Origin of the sequence: Sphingomonas sp. KC8 (assembly GCF_002151445.1) — a bacterium.
In the GTDB taxonomy this organism is placed as follows: Bacteria; Pseudomonadota; Alphaproteobacteria; order Sphingomonadales; family Sphingomonadaceae; genus Sphingomonas_E.
This window is the reverse complement of record NZ_CP016306.1, coordinates 1522764-1540260: the sequence shown is the minus strand read 5'-3', so window position 1 is coordinate 1540260 and position 17497 is coordinate 1522764. Positions and strand designations below refer to the sequence as shown.

The window sequence follows — 17497 nt, the reverse complement described above, 5'->3', positions numbered from 1 at the left end:
ACATGTTTATATGACGGGAGTTTCGGGATGGAGACTATCGGCATCGACCGACAAATCGAGGTCCTGCGACAGGAGCATCGCGATCTCGATCTGGCGATCGAGGCGATGACGGAAACGCCCACCGCCGATCAGCTTGCGCTGGCCCGACTCAAGAAACGCAAGCTGCGTTTACGTGACGAGATCGCGCAGCTTGAGGATCAACTGATCCCCGACATCATCGCCTGACATGCGAACGGGGCGGCGCACATCCGTCCGCCACCCCGTTTCTGTATCGGCGCGTCGATCAGGCCGCGTCGTGCTCGTTTTCGATCGCTGGGACAGTGCCGTCGATAGCGATCCGGCGCGGTTTCTTATGTTCCGGCACCTCGCGGATGAGTTCGATGTTCAGCAATCCGTTTTCATAGCCTGCGTTGGTGACCCTGATGGTATCGGCCAGCTGGAAGCGGCGCTCGAACGCACGCTTGGCAATGCCACGGTGAAGAAATTCACGGGCGCCATTTTCGCTTCCGTCACCCGTGCGGCCGATCACGATCAGTACATTTTCCTGCACTGTCAGATCGAGTTCGTCGCGCGAAAAGCCGGCCACGGCCATGGAGATGCGATAGGCGCCGTCGCCAATCTTCTCGATATTATAGGGGGGGTACGCATCGCTTTCCCCTCGGGTCGCAAAATCCACGAGGCGGTTGAGGTTTTCAAAACCGATCGACGACCGGAGGAGCGGAGCAAAATCAACAGCACGCATAGCTCAATCCTTTGTTGGCATTGAGGGGTTCAGGCCCGCGGATCACCGCCGGGCCGGCCAGCGCTGTCCCCTGAAAGGGCAACGGCGCCAACGGTAGCGAGATAGGCGGGCAGAGCATCCTTTCAAGAGATTGGCTGCACCGTATCGGGACGGGTGTAGTGGCCGTTCACCCTTTTTACGGCTAGCCGGCGGAACTGGCTGTGGCATTAGGCGCGCATGCGGCACGAACCGGAAATTGATGGGCGCATGACGGCGCGAATGGTTGATTCGCTTTATCTCGAAGCGATGGTGCTGGCCGATGAGGTGCGCGCTTATTTCGACGAGCCGGGCCGGGCCGAGCGCGATTCCCTGGAACCCGTGATCCGGGTGAGTTTTTCCTGCGAGTCGCTGAAGGTGACGACCCGGCTGATGCACATCATCGCCTGGCTGCTCACCCGTCGCGCGGTCGAGGCGGGCGAACTGACGCCGGCGCAGGCGCGTGATCCGGGACGGCGGCTGGGCCGCGCGCAGGACAGCGATCTTTTGGTCATCGCCGAATTGCCGCTTACGGCGCGTACGCTGATCGCGGCGAGCCGCGATCTTTATGATCGCGTTGATCGGCTCGATCGCGAGATTTGCGATGTCACAGCCGTGCCCAGCCCCGCGCGGGGCCTGGTGGAGCGATTGCGCGAGGCGTTCTGACCCCGGCCTTCGCGATTACCGGAATCGTGCGTCCAGTTCGGCTTTGGCAGCGGCATATTCATTCTTGAGACGGGCAATTTGATTGCCGGCCGGCTCGATCGCATGGATCGCACCGATGCCCTGGCCGCAGCCCCAGATATCCCGCCATGCCTTGGCCGTGATCGATGCCCCGAAATCCATCGACTTGATATCGCCCTGGGGCAGATTTTCGGGGTCCAGCCCAGCCGCGAGGATCGAGCCGCGCAGATAATTGCCGTGAACCCCGGTGAAGAGGTCGGAATAAACGATGTCCGCCGCATGCCCATCGACGATGGCCTGCTTATAGGCATCGGTCGCCACACCTTCTGTCGAGGCAATGAAGGCTGAACCGATATAGGCAAGATCGGCACCCATCGCCTGCGCCGCAAGGATTGCGCGGCCGCTGGCGATGGCACCCGACAGGATCAGCGGCCCGGCAAACCAGTCGCGAATTTCCTGGATCAGCGCAAAGGGCGACAGGCGCCCGGCATGGCCACCCGCGCCTGCGGCCACCGCAATCAGGCCATCGGCGCCTTTTTCAATCGCCTTGCGGGCGAAACGATCGTCGATGATGTCATGAAGCGTGATGCCACCCCAGTCATGCACCGCATGGTTCAGATCTTCGCGCGCGCCAAGCGACGTGATGACGATCGGCACCTTCCATTTGGCGCAGGTTTCGACGTCGGCATCGAGCCGTGCGTTGGACTTATGGACGATCTGGTTGACGGCAAACGGGGCCGACGGGCTTTCGGGATGGTCGCGGTCCCACGCTGCCAGTTCCTCGGTAATCCGATGCAGCCATTCGTCGAGTTCGCTTTGCGGCCGGGCGTTGAGCGCCGGGAACGAACCGACAATCCCCGCCTTGCACTGCGCGATCACGAGATCGACGCCGGAGACAATGAACATGGGCGACGCGATGACCGGGAGTGAAAGCCGGTCGAAGATGGCTGGCAAAGTCATGCCCATTTCTTACCGCAACCCAAGCTTTCGTCCAGTGGGACCAATTCAGCATGCGGCTGTTTCGAACGATTTGTCATCGCTGCAAAATTCGGCGCAGGCCATGACGTAGCGTCAAAAGTATAAAATGCTGGCGCGGTGGCGGTGAATAAAGTCCATCCGGCCGGTGCGGGTCTGTACTCAGTCCTGCCGCGTGGCGGCGAAGCGGAAGTCGATCGCGACATGGCCTGCGATCCTGTCGGTATCCGCCCACTCTCCGGTGCCTACGCCGAAGGCAGATCGGTCGATTGCGGTATGGCCGTTCACTTCGGCGCGCTTGCCCTTGATGGTCAAGTTGAAGTCCAATGCCAGCGGCTGATCGATACCCTTCAGCGTCAATATGCCGGTTGCGCGATATCGGTCGGAGCCTCTGGGTTTGACGCTGGTCGACCGGAAGGTCGCGGCGGCATGGCTGGCGGTTGCCAGGAAGGCTTCGCCGCGCAGCGTTTCATCGCGCATGGCATCGGCGGTGGCGGCGGATGCCATGTCGATGGTGATGCGAATATCGGTTTTATCGAGCGCATCCGGATCGAACCGGATCGTGCCGTCCCACCGCGTGAAACGGCCGACGACCGGGGATCCGGTGAACATTGCGGTGAAACCCAGATGGCCGCCCGGCACGATGGTCCATTTCGCAGGCGAGGATTGTTCCGGTTCCGTAACAACAAGGCTGGCGTCGCTTGAGGCCTTCACGGCGTCATTGGCGGCCGGTTCGGCGGGTTTCGGGGGTGTGGGGGGCGGGGGCATGACGGCAGCACCGGCCGGCGCTGCTTTCGCGGCCGGATCACCGTAAAAGCGCATCTTGCCACCATAAACGAACGCGGTGCCAATCAAAGCCAGCGCCAGCCCATATGCCAACGCACTGCCCCCCGGCGAAAGCCGTATCGGTGCGGCGGGCAGCATCCGTTCGATCAGGGGCTGGCGCAACAACCATTGGTGGCGAAGCGCGCCGGCGACATGAAGGAGGACCAGAGCAATGCCGATCCATGTCAAAGCGCTGTGTGCGGCTTCTGCCGCTTCATGAGCGCTGCCGCGAATCGCGCCATCGAATCCGGGAATATGCGGCCAGGGCAGGGCACCATACAGCATGGTTGGCACGGGGATTCGCGATGTCGATACCAGTAGCCAACCGGTAATTGGCCCCCCGATCATGAAAATATAGAGGCCATGGTGCACGATGCCGGCCATTCGCTTTGCCCAGGGATGATCGGCGTGTGGGGCGGGGTGCGGTTTCCACCAGCGAATGGCAAGCCGGGCGATGCTCAACAGAAGGATCGTGATGCCGATTGATTTGTGCAACTGGAATGCCGCAAATTTCCCGGTGGTTAGTGTCAGTGTTTCCAGTTGCCAGCCGAGCGCGATCTGGAATGCGAGAATCGCAGCAAGTGCCCAGTGGAGCACGATTGCGGCATGTGAATAGCGTGCCGGTCCCATCCGTTGACTGGCTAATACCCAAAGCATGATGTGTCGATGGTCACAGCAACGGTATCCGACCTGCGGTTAGAAACAATATTAGATTAGGCAGCCTCGGCGCGCAGGCGTAGGGCTGATTGGGCGATGCCCGTGGGGGATTCAATCTGTCATGTCCGGTCACGACCAAAGTAGCGTAGCGCCCGCGCCCAGTTGGAGCGAGGCGATGTTCAACGGTGCGTTTCATTCTGCGGTGATCGGCATCGCGCTGGTTGGCGTGGACGGGGAACTGAAGCGGGTGAACCCGTCATTTGCTCGGCTGTTGGGCTATCCGGCCGATGAACTGCTGGGGCTGCGTTTCCAGACGGTGACGCATCCCGATGATCTGTCCGCGGATGTCGATCTGTTCGAGGCCGTCAAGCGCGGTGAGATTGATCATTACCGCCTTGAAAAGCGGTATATCCGCAAATCCGGCGACACGGCTCACGGCATGCTGAGCGTATCCGTCGTTCGCGACGAGGCAGGCGCGCCGGAATTGTTTATTGCCCAGGTCGAGGACATTTCGGTCCAAAAATCGGCCGAACGATCGGCACGCGATGAAGCTGCCCGGCTGGCACTGGCGCTTGAGGTGCTCGATGGCGGCCCTTGGGAATATGATATTCTTGGCAGCCGGTTTGCAATGTCGCCTTATTTTATCCGGTTCGTCTGCGGTGAAGGCCAGCGGGGCCTTAGCTTTGACGAATTCGGCGAGCGCGTTCACCCCGACGATCGTTCAACGCTGGACATGGATGGGCTGATCACCGGGCGTACCGAACGTGCCGTGGTCCATGTGCGCGTCCGCATCCACAGCGGGGAATATCGGTGGATGCGTGTTTCCTGCAAATTGCTGCGCGACGCGACGGGGCGGCCCGAGACGATCGTCGGCATTTCCATCGATATTTCCGACGAACGGAACCGGCAGGCGCGGTTGCAGGCGGAGGCCGAAAGCGATCCGCTGACGGCGTTGCTGAACCGGCGCGGCTTCGAACGACGGGCGGGTCGGGCGGGCGCCACATGGCATGGCGCGGCTGTCATCGACCTCGATCATTTCAAGGCGATCAACGATCGCCATGGCCATGCCGCCGGGGATGCCGTGTTGCGTGAAGCCGCGCGCCGGATTGCTGAAATGGCCCGGCCAGGTGATGTGGTGGCCCGGTTTGGCGGTGACGAATTTGTCATCCTGCTCGCGGCCGAAGGGCTAGGCGATTGCCACGCTTTCGCCGATCGCATGCTGGCCTTGCTCGAAAAACCCTATGTCCTGGCAGAGGGGGCTTTCAGCATTAGCGCCAGCATCGGCGTGGCGCCGCGCAACCATGACGAGGAAGCGATAGAGGGCCTCCTCGTCCGTGCCGATGCCGCGCTTTATGAAGCCAAGCGCGCCGGCCGCGCTGTCTGGCGGCTGGCGGCCTGACGCGTCATCCGGCTGCCTGTGCTTTTTCGGAATCGGCGGCGCGCGCCGTTTCGATCTCAGCTTCCCGAAGCACGTTGCGCTGGATCTTTCCGGTTGCGGTCTTGGGCAGTTCGCCAGCGATGCGAATGATCCGCGGCACCTTATAGGCGGCCAGATTTTCGCGGCAGTGCGCGATCAGCTCGGCTTCGTCGGCGATGCTCCCCGCGCGCAATGATACATGGGCGATCACGGTTTCGCCGCGATAGGCGTCGGGCGCGCCGACAACCGCAGCTTCGCGCACCGCCGGATGGGCGTGGAGCGCGTCCTCGACCTCGCGGGGCCATACCTTGAAGCCTGACGCGATGATGCAATCCTTCTTGCGGTCGACAAGGTAGAACCAGCCGGCTGCATCCATGAAGCCGACATCGCCCGATCGCATCCAGCCATCATGCAGCGCAGCCTTGGTTTCAGCGGGTTTGTTCCAATAGCCGACCATGACTTGCGGGCCGCGCATCCAGATTTCACCGGCTTCGCCGACAGGAGCCGGCTTGCCCGTGTCGTCGACGATCATCGCTTCGGTGCCGATATAGGGAATGCCAACGGACAGCGCGCCGGATTCCGGGTCGACTGGAAGATCCCTTCCGATCGGGCCGCTATGCGTGACGGAGGCCGTTTCGGTCATGCCGTAGGCGCTATAGAGTTTGTGGCCGATGCGATCGGCGATCGACTGCCGCAATGCGGGCGCGATCGGTGCGCCGCCGGAATCCACGCGATGGAAGCTGGCGAAATCGGCCGGTGAAATATCCGGCAGGCTGGCGAGCGCGTTGAATGCGGTGACGGCGCCGATCGTCCATGTCGGCCGTTCGCGGCGGATCGTTTCGATGGCGCGGGCGGGATCGAAACGACCGAACAGGATGAGGGAGGCGCGCGCGACTATGGCCATCGTCAGATGGGCGACGAAGCCCGTGATGTGAAACAGCGGGGCGATGCCGAGGATGCGGGATTGCGGGTCGATGCCGTACCATAGGGCCATCGCTTCGCTGTTGCTGGCAAGGGCGGCATGGTTGAGCATGGCGGCCTTCGGCGCACCGGTGGTACCCGATGTGTACAACATCAGGCCGAGTTCGTCGGATGCGATGGTGATCGCCGGCGGGGCGGGCGCGTTTTCAGCCATCGCGGCAGCGAAAGATCCGGCTATGCTCGGATCGTCGCGGCCATCGTCGGGTACCGTGAGCAATGGGCAATCGTCGCCTGCGATGGCGATGGCTTCGCGCACGGTGTCGGCGTGGCTGTCATGACAGATTAGCAGCGTGGGGCGGCTGTCATCCAGCTGGCGGGCGATTTCAGCCGCGCGATACATCGGGTTGCCTGGCACCGGGATCGCGCCAAGTTTCCACGCAGCGATGGTCGCGATGGCGAAAGCGGGCACATTCTGCAGGATGATGACGATGCGATCGCCGCGGGAAACGCCGTGCGCCGCGGCCCAGCCTGCCAGCCTGTCGCTCGCGGCGTCAAGTTCGGCGTAACTAAGGTTGCTGCTGGAAAAGCGGATCGCGATCTGGTCCCCCGCCGTCGCCACGGCCGTGCGCAATGCGCTCAGCATGTCGTTAAATTCTGGCGAAATTTCATGCGGTTGCCGTTCAGGGAACAGCGAAAGCCATGGCTTCGCCGCATAGGGGTTCGCGGTCATCCTCAACTCCATTTATTTTGCTGGCAGCATCGCGCGCGCGAATCGCCCCGGCAATATCCAAATGGATAGGGTGCCCATCTTTTTGCGCAGGTTTCACCTGTTTCGATTCTGCGCTATGAAAGGTGAAACCATTTTCCAGAAATAGGTGAAACCGTGGCGGATTCGACGATCGGCGTGAAGGTGAGCGAAGAGCTGCGGCAGCGCCTGAAGCAGGCGGCCAGCGCGATCGGCCACACCCCGCACTGGCTGGCGAAGAAATCGCTGATTGCGGCGATCGAACGGATCGAACGCGGGGATCATGGCATTGCGGCCGACGCGCTGGCCGGGGAAGATGGCGAAATGTCGCCCGTCGCCGAGGCTGAAGTGTCGCCGGCGCCGTTCATGCATTTCGCGCAGAATGTGCAACCGCAAGGATCGCTGCGCGCGCGGATCACATCGGCCTATCGCCTGCCCGAACGCGAATGCCTGCCCTATCTGCTCGCCGAAGCGACATTGACGGCCGATCAGCAGGCCGAGGCGACGGCGATCGCGACAAACCTTGTCGCGGGCCTGCGCGCCAAGGGGCAGGGCGGCGGCGTCGAAGGGCTGATCCAGGAATATTCGCTGTCGAGCCAGGAGGGCGTGGCGCTGATGTGCCTGGCCGAAGCGCTGCTGCGCATCCCTGACCGCGCGACGCGTGACGCGCTGATCCGTGACAAGATATCGACGGGCGATTGGCAATCGCATGTCGGGCGCAGCCCGTCGCTGTTCGTCAACGCCGCCACCTGGGGGCTGGTCGTCACCGGCAAGCTGACGTCAACGGCGAGCGAGAAGAGCCTGACATCGGCGCTGACCAAGCTGATCGGGCGGGGTGGTGAACCCGTGATCCGCAAGGGCGTCGACATGGCGATGCGGATGATGGGCGAACAGTTCGTCACCGGCCAGGATATTGGCGAGGCGCTGGCCAACGCCCGCACGATGGAGGCCAAGGGTTTCCGCTATTCTTACGACATGTTGGGCGAAGCGGCGACCACGGCGGCGGATGCCGCGCGCTATTATGCCGATTACGAACAGGCGATCCATGCGATCGGCAAGGCATCGGGCGGACGCGGCATTTATGAAGGGCCGGGCATTTCGGTGAAGCTGTCGGCACTTCACCCGCGATATGCGCGCGCGCAGGCCGAACGGGTGATGGCCGAACTGTTCCCGCGGCTGAAGGCGCTCGTCCTCCTCGCGCGGGGCTATGATATCGGGGTCAACATCGATGCCGAAGAGGCCGATCGCCTCGAATTGTCCCTCGATCTGCTGGAAGCGCTGTGCGCCGCGCCCGAACTGAAGGGGTGGAACGGCATCGGTTTCGTCATTCAGGCTTATTCCAAGCGTTGCCCCTATGTGATCGATCATGTGATCGATCTGGCGCGGCGGAGCAACCGGCGGCTGATGGTGCGGCTGGTGAAGGGCGCCTATTGGGACAGCGAAATCAAGCGCGCGCAGGTCGATGGGCTGGAGGATTTTCCCGTCTTCACCCGCAAGGTGCATACCGACGTGTCCTATCTGGCCTGCGCGCGCAAGTTGCTGGCCGCGCCCGATGCGGTGTTCCCGCAATTCGCGACGCACAACGCCCGGACACTTGCCAGCATCATGGCGATGGCCGGCGGCAATTATTATGCGGGGCAATATGAGTTCCAGTGCCTGCACGGCATGGGCGAACCGCTGTACGAACAGGTTGTCGGCCAGGAAAATCTGGGCCGCCCATGCCGTATCTACGCCCCAGTCGGCACGCACGAAACCTTGCTGGCCTATCTCGTCCGTCGCCTGCTGGAAAATGGCGCCAACAGTTCGTTCGTCAACCAGATCGGCAATGACGACATTCCGGTCGCAACCCTCGTGGCCGATCCGGTGGAGGCTGCGCGCAAGATCGTGCCGCTGGGTTCTTCCCACCCCGCGATCCGCAGTCCGCGCGATATTTATGGGCCTTCGCGGCTGAATTCCGCCGGACTGGATCTGGTCAATGAACAGCGCCTTGCATCGCTGTCGGCGGCGTTGCTTGCCAGTGTAACCACCGAATGGCGGGCGCAGCCGGCGGACGAAGGCGGGCTGGAACGGCCGGTTCATAATCCGGCCGATCGGCGGGATGTGGTTGGCACGGTATGGGATTGCACGGCCGTGATGGTCGATGCGAGCCTTGCCCGTGCGGCGCGCGAACAGACGGTATGGGGCGCAACGCCGGCGGCCGATCGTGCGGCCTGCCTGCGCCGCGCTGCCGATTTGATGGAAGCGCGGATGCCCGTGCTGCTGGGGCTGATCGTCCGCGAAGCGGGCAAATCATTGCCCAACGCCATTTCCGAAGTCCGCGAAGCGGTCGATTTTCTGCGTTATTATGCCGATGCCGTGCAGGGTTTCGCCGCCGACACGCACCGCCCGCTTGGCCCTGTTGCCTGCATCAGCCCGTGGAATTTCCCGCTGGCGATCTTCACCGGTCAGGTTTCGGCGGCGCTGGCGGCGGGCAACACCGTGCTGGCCAAGCCGGCTGAGGAAACGCCGCTGATCGCGGCAGAAGCTGTCCGCCTGCTGCATGAAGCCGGGGTGCCCGCCGATGCGCTGCAACTCGTGACGGGCGCTGGTGAAGTGGGCGCGCTGCTCACCGGCGATCCGCGCGTGCGCGGCGTGGTGTTCACCGGATCGACCGAAGTGGCGCGGATCATCCAGCACACGTTGGCAAAGCGCGTCACGACGGAAGGCCATGCCGTGCCGTTGATCGCCGAAACGGGCGGCATGAACGCGCTGATCGTCGACAGTTCGGCATTGGCGGAACAGGTGGTGGGCGATGTGATCGCGTCAGCCTTCGACAGTGCGGGCCAGCGTTGTTCGGCGCTGCGCATCCTGTGCATTCAGGAAGATGTGGCCGATCGCACGCTGGAAATGCTGTGGGGCGCAATGAACGAACTGGCGGTCGGCAATCCCGATCGCCTGTCGATCGATGTCGGCCCCGTCATTACCGCCGAAGCGCGAGATCGCATCTTGGCGCATGTCGATGCGATGGCAGCCCGGGGCCATAAGGTGCGCAGGCTCGATCTGCCGACGGAAACCCGCCACGGCACCTTCGTCGCGCCGACGATGATCGAGATCGATGCGATCGCGGACGTCGAACAGGAAGTGTTCGGCCCCGTCCTCCACGTCCTGCGTTATGCGCGCGAGGATCGGGATGCTGTGATGGATGCGGTGAATGCCAGCGGCTACGGCCTCACCTTCGGCATTCATTCGCGCATCGATGAAGTGATCGCCCGGCTGTCGCAGGCGAGCCATGCCGGCAATGTCTATGTGAACCGTAACATCATCGGCGCTGTCGTCGGCGTGCAGCCATTTGGCGGGCAGGGGCTTTCGGGTACCGGGCCGAAGGCGGGCGGACCGCTTTACGTGCCGCGCTTGCTGGCCAGCCGGCCGGCGGCGGATAAGCCGGGGCTGGTGGCGGATGATGCCCAGCGCGCGCCATTCCTGGCCTATGTGGATTGGCTGCGCGATACCGGCCATGGCGAGGCCCTGTTCGCGTGCAAGGCACAGGCGGTGGGCGTGCCATTGGGGGCAGTGGCCGAACTTCCGGGGCCGGTGGGCGAGCGCAACCTTTATCGTCTTGATCCGCGTGGACGCATCGCGCTGTTGCCGTCGACGACGACCGGGCTGCTCGTGCAGTTCGGCGCGGCGCTTGCGACCGGCAATGACGTGCTGGTCGAAGCAGAGCATCCGGCGCTTGCGGTCCTCGATGGTCTGCCACCCGCATTGGCTGCGCGCATTCACCGCAGCCGCGACTGGTGTGGCACAGCCGATCTGGGCGGCGTTTTATTCGAAGGCGACGCCGACACGTTGGTCGCGGTGAATATAGCGGTGGCCGAACGGCCGGGACGGATCGTCACGGTGCAAGGTGCTACCGCGGCTGATCTCGCGTCCGGCCGCGCGGGTTACAACCTCGATCTGTTGCTCGAGGAAAAGGTGATCAGCACCAACACCGCAGCCGCTGGCGGCAATGCGACGTTGATGGCGATCGGGTAAGCAAAGCTACTGACACAAACTCAAACTATCGGGAGGTGGCGGGCGGCCTCATCCGTCCTGCCACCCCCCACCCAAAGCGCGGAACAGATCGACCTGGGTGGTGACGATGCGGGCGTCGGCTTCCGCCAGCGCCGCCTGCGTTTCGGCAAAGGTGCGTTCGGCATCGAGCACGATCAGAAAATCGACCCGGCCTTCGCGCTGCTGGGCGCGGGCGATGCGGGCGGCAATTTCCGCCTGATCGCGTGCCGATTGCAGCGCGGTGCGTTGATCGAGCGCATGGCCATAAGCCGATAGCGCGGTTTCGGTTTCCTCCAGCGCGCGCAGCACGGTGCCGTCGAAGCTGGCGAGCGCGCCCTGCGCTTCGGCTTCGGCGCCCTGAATGCGTGCCCGGGTGGCTTCCTGATTGGGGAAGTTCCAGCTCACCAATCCGCCCAACAGCCAGCCGAGCGGCCCTGCGCCGAAAATGTTGCCGAAGCCGGTGCTGGTCGACGTCACCGATCCGCCCAGCGTGATGCGCGGATAAAGATCGGCGGTCGCGACCCCGATTCTCGCGGTCTGCGCTGCCAGCCGTCGTTCGGCCGCGCGCACGTCCGGGCGACGGGCGAGCAAGGCCGCGCCATCCCCCACCGGGATCGGCTTTTCCAGACGCAACGTGGTGCCGCGCGCCTGCGCGTCTGCGGGCAGTTCGCTCGGTGGCCGGCCGGTCAAGGTCGCCAGCCGGAAACGGGCGGCATCGCGCTGGGCGGCCAGCGGCGGAATCAGCGCCTTTTGCTGATCGCGTAATGCCAGCGCGCGCGCGACATCCAGCTTGGTGCCACGTCCGGCTTCGAACCGCTTTGTGGTGAGCGTCGCGGTTTGATCGATCAGTGCGACGATATGTTCGGCAACGCCCAGCCGTTCGGTCGCCGAATTGAGATCGGCATAGGCCCGCGCGGTTTCGGCGGCCACCGTTACGCGCACCGCATCGCGGGTGGCTTCCGCTTCCGCCAGATCGGCGCGCGCGGCTTCGACATTGCGGCTGACGCGGCCGAACAGGTCGATCTCATACGCGATATCCAGCCCGCCATTGACCTGCCAGTCCTCCCGGCTTGCACCGGGGCTGCGCTGGCTGGCGGGCAGCCGGCCATAATCGGCGCCCGCACCGATATTGGTCTGCGGCAGCCGATCGCTTTTGGTGCCGCGCAGCGATGCGCGGGCCTTGGCGATGTTGGCCATGGCAACGGCGACGTCCTTGTTGTTCGCCAGCGCGTCTTCGACCAGCCGGTCCAGAACGGGATCGTCGTAGAGCCGCCACCAGCGGCCGGCGATCGCGGCGTCGCCCGTCACCGCGACGGGCTGGCTGACGAAGGCGCCTTGCGCAGGTGGTGCCGGGATCGGGGCGACATAATCAGGCCCCACGCCGCAGCCGGCAAGCGCAAGCGCTGCGAGGCTGGAGAAAGCGAGTGTATGGAGACGATGCATGTCCGTCCTCCTCATTCGGCAGGTTGCAGGGTGGGTTCGGCGGTGGTTTCCGGCTTCCGGCGGCCAAGCCGGTCGCCGAGTGCACGCGCCACGACATAGAAAACGGGGGTGAAGATCAGTCCGAAGCCGGTGACACCCAGCATCCCGAAGAACACCGCCGTTCCCAGCGCCTGACGCAGTTCCGCGCCCGGCCCCGATGCGATCACCAGCGGCAACACGCCGAGGATGAAGGCAAAGCTGGTCATCAGGATCGGCCGCAACCGCGTTTCGGCCGCCTGCACCGCCGCGTCGATCACGCTCCGGCCCGCTTCTTCCGCCTGCTTGGCGAATTCGACGATCAGGATCGCATTCTTGGCGGCCAGCGCGATCAGCACGACGAGGCCGATCTGCGTCAGGATATTATTGTCCATTCCCCGCAGGTTCACGCCGGTCAGTGCGGCCAGCAGCGTCATCGGTACGATCATGACGATCGCCAGCGGCAGCACCAGACTTTCGAACTGGGCGGCCAGCACGAGGAAGACGAACACCACGGCCAGCGCAAACACGATCGCGGCGGTGTTGCCGGCGGCGCGCTGTTGATAGGCCATGCCGGTCCATTCCGCGCCGTAGCCGGCAGGAAGGGCCTTGGCCGAAGCCTGTTCCATCGCGTCGAGCGCCTGGCCGGTGGAATAGCCGGGTGCATTTTCGCCTTCGACCTCGATCGCGGGATAAAGGTTGTAGCGGGTGACGCGATAGGGGCCGGTCTTGTCCTCGAAGTTGGTGACAGCGCCCACCGGCACCATCGCGCCGGAATTGGATCGGGTCTTCAGGTTGGCGATATCGGCGACGGTGGCCCGCGACGATCCTTCCGCCTGTGCGGTCACGCGATAGGTGCGGCCGAGCAGGTTGAAATCATTCACGAAGGCCGATCCCAGATAGACTTGGAGCGCTTCGAACACCCGCGCCGGGGCGACGCCGAGCATATCGGCCTTGGCGCGATCGATATCGGCGTAGATGCGCGGCGCCGGCGCATCGAGCTTGGTGTGGACGGCGAACAGCCCCGGTGTCTTGTTGCCTTCGCCAATCACGCCGCCGGTGGTTTTGTAGAGTTCCACAAAGCCCTGGCCGCTCTTGTCCTGCACCATCATCGAAAAGCCGCCGGCGGTGCCGATGCCACGGATCAGCGGCGGCGGCACGATGAAGATGCCCGCACCGTTGAATTCCGCGGCTGCCGCGCGCAGGTCCTGCGCGATCTTGTCGCCGGTCAGGCCCAGCTTTTGCCGTTCATCGAACGGCTTCAGCACGATGAAGCTGGCCGCCGAATTGGATGCAAGCGTCGATGATGGACCGTCGAAACCGGCGAACATCACCGCGCCTTCGGTGCCCGGCACCTTGAGCAGGCGCTGGACGACCGTGCGCATCATCGCGTCGGTGCGTTCCAGCGACGCACCCGGCGGCAGGCGCATGGCGGCAAGATAATAGCCCTGGTCCTGCGCGGGGACGAAGCCGGCGGGCGTTGCCCAGAACACGACACCGGTCAGCCCGATCAACCCGGCATAGATTGTCAGCATCTTCTTGGGCGCGCTTACCATCCGGCGGACCAGCGCACCGTAAGCCACCGACATCCTGTCGAAGCCGCGGTTGAACGCATCACCGGCACGCGCGGCAATCCCCTGCCAGCCATGGGTCGGCTTGTGATGGCCGCTCTTGAGCAGACGGGCGGCGAGCGCGGGTGAAAGCGTCAGCGACAGAACCAGCGAGATCGCGGTCGCAGTCGATATCGTTACCGCGAACTGGCGGTAGAACTGGCCGGAAATGCCGTCGATGAACAGGGTCGGCACGAACACGGCCAGCAGCACGAGCACGATCGCGACCAGCGCGGTCGACACCTCGTCCATCGACCGGCGCGAGGCTTCGAGCGGAGACAGGCCGTTGGCGATGTTGCGTTCGACATTTTCCACGACGACGATCGCGTCGTCGACGACGATGCCGATCGCCAGCACCAGCCCGAACAGCGACAGGTTGTTGAGCGAGTAACCGAGTGCCGCGAGCACGGCGAAGGTGCCGATCAGCGAAACCGGGATGGCGAGCACCGGGATGATCGCCGCGCGCCAGCTTTGCAAGAAGACGAGGATGACGATGACGACCAGGATCACCGCTTCGATCAGCGTTTCGTTCACCGCCTCGATCGATTTCTCGATGAACTCGGTCGGATTGTAAACGGACTTATATTCCAGCCCCTTGGGGAAGGATTGGGACAATTCCCGCATGGCGCCGCGAACTTCCTCGGCGGCGGCAAGGGCGTTGGATCCGGGGCGTTGGAACACGCCGATATGCACGGCCGGCTGGCCGGTCAGATAGGCGTTGACGCTGTAATCTTCGGCGCCCAGTTCCACCCGCGCGACATCCGACAAACGTGTCTGACGGCCCTCGGCATCGGTTTTGATGACGATGTTGGCGAACTGTTCCGGCTGGTTGAGACGGCCCAGCGTTTCGACGCCGACCTGGAAGGCGGCACCCGTATTATAAGGCGGCTGGCCCACCGCACCGGCGGCGACCTGCACGTTCTGCGCGCGCAATGCGGCCACGATTTCGCCGGCGGTCATGTTGCGGGCGGCCGCCTTGCCGGGGTCGATCCAGATGCGCATGCCATAATCGCGCGCGCCAAAGATGCGCACGTCGCCCACGCCCTCGATCCGGCTTAGCCGATCGCGGATCCGGGTCAGCGCATAGTTGGACATATAGGCCTGATCCAGCGACCCATCCGGCGAGATCAGGTTGACCACCATCAGGAAGTCCGGCGATGCCTTGCGCGTGACGACACCCAGCCTGCGCACCTCTTCCGGCAGGCGCGGTTCGGCAAGCGACACGCGGTTCTGCACCAGCACCTGTGCGTCATCGAGGTTGGTGCCGAGCTTGAAGGTGACGGTCACCGTCAACCGGCCATCGCCGGTCGATTGGCTCGACATGTAGAGCATGTTGTCGACGCCGTTGATTTCCTGCTCCAAGGGAGCCGCAACCGTATCGGCGACCGTTTCGGCGTTCGCACCGGGATAGGTTGCGTTCACCGTCACGGTGGGTGGAACGACTTCGGGATATTGCGAGATCGGCAGCGCGAAATAGGCGATGGCGCCGATGATCGTGATGATCACCGCGATGACGCCGGCGAAGATCGGCCGGTCGATGAAGATGCGGGAGAGGCGCATGGAATGGCTTCCTCGAACTGCTTGTTTCAATTCCGCTCGTGTCGGGCACAGTCGGGACTTGGCCCCCGGCCATATGCGGCGGGGGCGTCATGGTCCGACGGGCGTGTCGACCAATTCGAACCCCGCCCGGCTGGGCGGGGGACTGAATCTAGCGTGCGGCGAAGGTTGCCTGTGACGGCGGCGGCGCGATCGTGGGGGCGGTCGGTGCGGTCTTGGTCGCTTCGATCTTGCCGCCCACGGCCTGCACAGGCTTGCCGGGCTGGGCCATCTGCACGCCGCTGATGATGATCCGGTCCTTGGGGTCGATGCCGCTGCGGATGATGCGCAACCCATCCACCACCGCGCCCAGTTCCACGGGTTTGGCGGCCACGATGTTATCGGCCTGGATGACCATCACCACCTTGCGGGCCTGATCGCTCACCACCGCGCTATCGGGCACCAGCACCGCCGGGCGGGCGCCGCCGCCGGAAAGGCGCATGTTGCCGAACATGCCGGGGGCCAGAAAATGATCAGGATTGGCGATCACCGCACGGCCGCGGATCGTGCCCGAATTGGGATCGATGCCGTTGTCGGTAAAGTCGATCCGGCCGTTCCAGCGATAGCCGGCCTCATCCTGAAGCTTTACCTGTACGGTCGTTTCCCTGGTCCCGGTCTGGGCCTGGCGTTGCGCCTTCAGATACAGCGCTTCCGATCCGTCGAAGGTGAAATAGATTGGGTCGAGCGCGTAGACGGTCGTCAGCAAGGTCGCCGATCCTGCGCTGTCACCGGCGACAAGGTTGCCGATATCAGCGCGGCGATCCGACACGCGGCCCGAAATCGGTGCACGCACCTGCGTGAATTCCACGTCGAGCGCACGGGTGCGGACAGCGGCCTGGGCGGCTGCGACCGCAGCGTCCGCCGAACGCACGGCGGCGCGCAGGCTGTCGATTTCCTCGGCGGAAACCGCTTCATCCTTGATCAGCCGTTCGGCGCGGGCCAGTTCGCTGCGGGCAAGCACCGCGGCCGTGCGCGCCGATGCGGCGCGCGCCTGCGCTTCGGCCAAGGCGGCGGTAAAGGGGCGGGGATCGATCGTGAAGAGGAGTTGTCCCTTCTGCACAAGCTGGCCGTCCTTGAAGTGGATGCCGGTCAAGGCGCCAGACACGCGCGGTCGAATCTCGACCGACTGGCTGGCGGCAAACCGACCAACATAATCGTCCCATTCGGTAACGTCGCGGACGATGGGTGTGGCCACGGTGACGGTGGGGGCCGGTGGCGCATCGGCGGCGGCCGGGGCGCCACCGAGCAGGAAGTGGCTGATCCCGAGAAGGGCGGCCACCGGCAGGCCGATCAGCGCAGCTGTCCGCGTGCGTGACCGTGTCGCGCGAACGGGCGGGATGGCGGCGGCGGCGGCATCGGCGGGAACCGGCGTCACTTCCGCGAGATCGGGGGCGAAATTCTCGTTGCGGGCGTCATAAGTCATGCGAGGCTCCCTTGGCGCGCGCTGGGCCGGGCATCGTCGATCAGCGACAGCAGCACATCCGCCTGGAACGCGCTGAAGCCTGCCGCGACGAGGCGGGCGATTTCGGAAGGGTTGATGAGGTGCCGCCGCAGCCGGGCCAGGACCGCGAAGCGGCGCAGCGTTTCGAGGCGTGCATTGGCAAGAGGACGGGGCGCTTCGATACCGAAAAGGCGATGGCGCATCCGCTGCCACCAGCTATCCGGCGCAAGGCTGGCTACATTGTCCCGACGGGCGAGTGCGATGACCGACCATTCGGCGCGGTCGAACAGGTTGAACGCCCGGCTCGCTACGACAGGCGGTGCAGCGGCGACCCCTGTCGCGGTAAAATCCATGAAGGCCATCGTTTGTCTCCCTGCGGTGC

At 64.1% G+C, this 17497-nt stretch carries 12 protein-coding genes; 4 read left to right on the top strand and 8 right to left on the bottom strand.

Going from position 1 to position 17497, the window contains the following annotated elements; translation table 11 throughout:
* Positions 1 to 27: 27 nt before the first annotated feature.
* Positions 28 to 225 carry a YdcH family protein gene (locus KC8_RS07230; protein WP_010127640.1) on the top strand — a complete coding sequence of 66 codons (198 nt, stop codon included), beginning with the start codon at positions 28 to 30 and terminating at the stop codon, positions 223 to 225.
* A 58-nt stretch (positions 226 to 283) separates the two neighbouring features.
* Here KC8_RS07230 and KC8_RS07225 read toward each other — a convergent pair whose 3' ends face one another.
* Complete coding sequence (locus KC8_RS07225) at positions 284 to 742, bottom strand: Hsp20 family protein (protein WP_010127642.1); 459 nt, start codon at positions 740 to 742, stop codon at positions 284 to 286.
* 216 nt (positions 743 to 958) lie between these two features.
* On the opposite strand from KC8_RS07225, the gene KC8_RS07220 reads away from it, so the two are divergent.
* On the top strand, positions 959 to 1423 hold the full coding sequence (locus KC8_RS07220; RefSeq protein ID WP_010127643.1) for a DUF1465 family protein: 465 nt from the start codon (positions 959 to 961) through the stop codon (positions 1421 to 1423).
* Positions 1424 to 1438: 15 nt separating this feature from the next.
* Here KC8_RS07220 and KC8_RS07215 read toward each other — a convergent pair whose 3' ends face one another.
* Together KC8_RS07215 and KC8_RS07210 are read right to left on the bottom strand one after the other, a co-directional pair.
* Positions 1439 to 2401 (bottom strand): NAD(P)H-dependent flavin oxidoreductase, encoded by a 963-nt coding sequence (locus KC8_RS07215; protein ID WP_010127646.1) that lies wholly within the window; start codon positions 2399 to 2401, stop codon positions 1439 to 1441.
* A 177-nt stretch (positions 2402 to 2578) separates the two neighbouring features.
* A complete protein-coding gene (locus KC8_RS07210; protein WP_010127647.1) occupies positions 2579 to 3871 on the bottom strand; it encodes a YceI family protein in 1293 nt (430 codons plus the stop codon).
* Positions 3872 to 4019: 148 nt separating this feature from the next.
* Between KC8_RS07210 and KC8_RS07205 the strand changes: the two genes are divergently transcribed.
* Entirely contained in the window at positions 4020 to 5297 is a 1278-nt protein-coding gene (locus KC8_RS07205) for a diguanylate cyclase (RefSeq protein ID WP_232455654.1), read from the top strand.
* A 4-nt stretch (positions 5298 to 5301) separates the two neighbouring features.
* On the opposite strand, the gene KC8_RS07200 is transcribed toward KC8_RS07205, so the two are convergent.
* Positions 5302 to 6966, bottom strand: a complete 1665-nt coding sequence (locus KC8_RS07200) for a class I adenylate-forming enzyme family protein (RefSeq protein WP_010127651.1) — start codon at positions 6964 to 6966, stop codon at positions 5302 to 5304.
* 153 nt (positions 6967 to 7119) lie between these two features.
* Between KC8_RS07200 and putA the strand changes: the two genes are divergently transcribed.
* Entirely contained in the window at positions 7120 to 10992 is a 3873-nt protein-coding gene (gene putA / locus KC8_RS07195; RefSeq protein WP_010127652.1) for a trifunctional transcriptional regulator/proline dehydrogenase/L-glutamate gamma-semialdehyde dehydrogenase, read from the top strand.
* Positions 10993 to 11040: 48 nt separating this feature from the next.
* Here putA and KC8_RS07190 read toward each other — a convergent pair whose 3' ends face one another.
* From KC8_RS07190 to KC8_RS07175, 4 genes are all read right to left on the bottom strand, one after another.
* Positions 11041 to 12453, bottom strand: coding sequence for an efflux transporter outer membrane subunit (locus KC8_RS07190; protein WP_010127653.1), 1413 nt, complete (start codon positions 12451 to 12453; stop codon positions 11041 to 11043).
* A gap of 11 nt (positions 12454 to 12464) precedes the next feature.
* A complete protein-coding gene (locus KC8_RS07185) occupies positions 12465 to 15638 on the bottom strand; it encodes an efflux RND transporter permease subunit (RefSeq protein ID WP_010127654.1) in 3174 nt (1057 codons plus the stop codon).
* A gap of 148 nt (positions 15639 to 15786) precedes the next feature.
* The gene (locus KC8_RS07180) at positions 15787 to 17097 is read right to left on the bottom strand and encodes an efflux RND transporter periplasmic adaptor subunit (protein WP_010127655.1); all 1311 of its coding nucleotides are present in this window, start codon (positions 17095 to 17097) and stop codon (positions 15787 to 15789) included.
* Positions 17094 to 17477 carry a hypothetical protein gene (locus tag KC8_RS07175; RefSeq protein ID WP_029624832.1) on the bottom strand — a complete coding sequence of 128 codons (384 nt, stop codon included), beginning with the start codon at positions 17475 to 17477 and terminating at the stop codon, positions 17094 to 17096. The genes KC8_RS07180 and KC8_RS07175 overlap by 4 nt, the downstream gene beginning before the upstream one ends.
* Positions 17478 to 17497: the final 20 nt, after the last annotated feature.

Coding starts and splice junctions, on each gene's coding strand:
- KC8_RS07225 (WP_010127642.1), bottom strand. CDS start 742: ATGCGTGCTGTTGATTTTGCTCCGCTCCTCCGGTCGTCGATCGGTTTT.
- KC8_RS07180 (WP_010127655.1), bottom strand. CDS start 17,097: ATGACTTATGACGCCCGCAACGAGAATTTCGCCCCCGATCTCGCGGAA.
- KC8_RS07185 (WP_010127654.1), bottom strand. CDS start 15,638: ATGCGCCTCTCCCGCATCTTCATCGACCGGCCGATCTTCGCCGGCGTC.
- KC8_RS07205 (WP_232455654.1), top strand. CDS start 4,020: ATGTCCGGTCACGACCAAAGTAGCGTAGCGCCCGCGCCCAGTTGGAGC.
- KC8_RS07200 (WP_010127651.1), bottom strand. CDS start 6,966: ATGACCGCGAACCCCTATGCGGCGAAGCCATGGCTTTCGCTGTTCCCT.
- KC8_RS07190 (WP_010127653.1), bottom strand. CDS start 12,453: ATGCATCGTCTCCATACACTCGCTTTCTCCAGCCTCGCAGCGCTTGCG.
- KC8_RS07220 (WP_010127643.1), top strand. CDS start 959: ATGCGGCACGAACCGGAAATTGATGGGCGCATGACGGCGCGAATGGTT.
- KC8_RS07175 (WP_029624832.1), bottom strand. CDS start 17,477: ATGGCCTTCATGGATTTTACCGCGACAGGGGTCGCCGCTGCACCGCCT.
- KC8_RS07215 (WP_010127646.1), bottom strand. CDS start 2,401: ATGACTTTGCCAGCCATCTTCGACCGGCTTTCACTCCCGGTCATCGCG.
- KC8_RS07210 (WP_010127647.1), bottom strand. CDS start 3,871: ATGGGACCGGCACGCTATTCACATGCCGCAATCGTGCTCCACTGGGCA.
- KC8_RS07230 (WP_010127640.1), top strand. CDS start 28: ATGGAGACTATCGGCATCGACCGACAAATCGAGGTCCTGCGACAGGAG.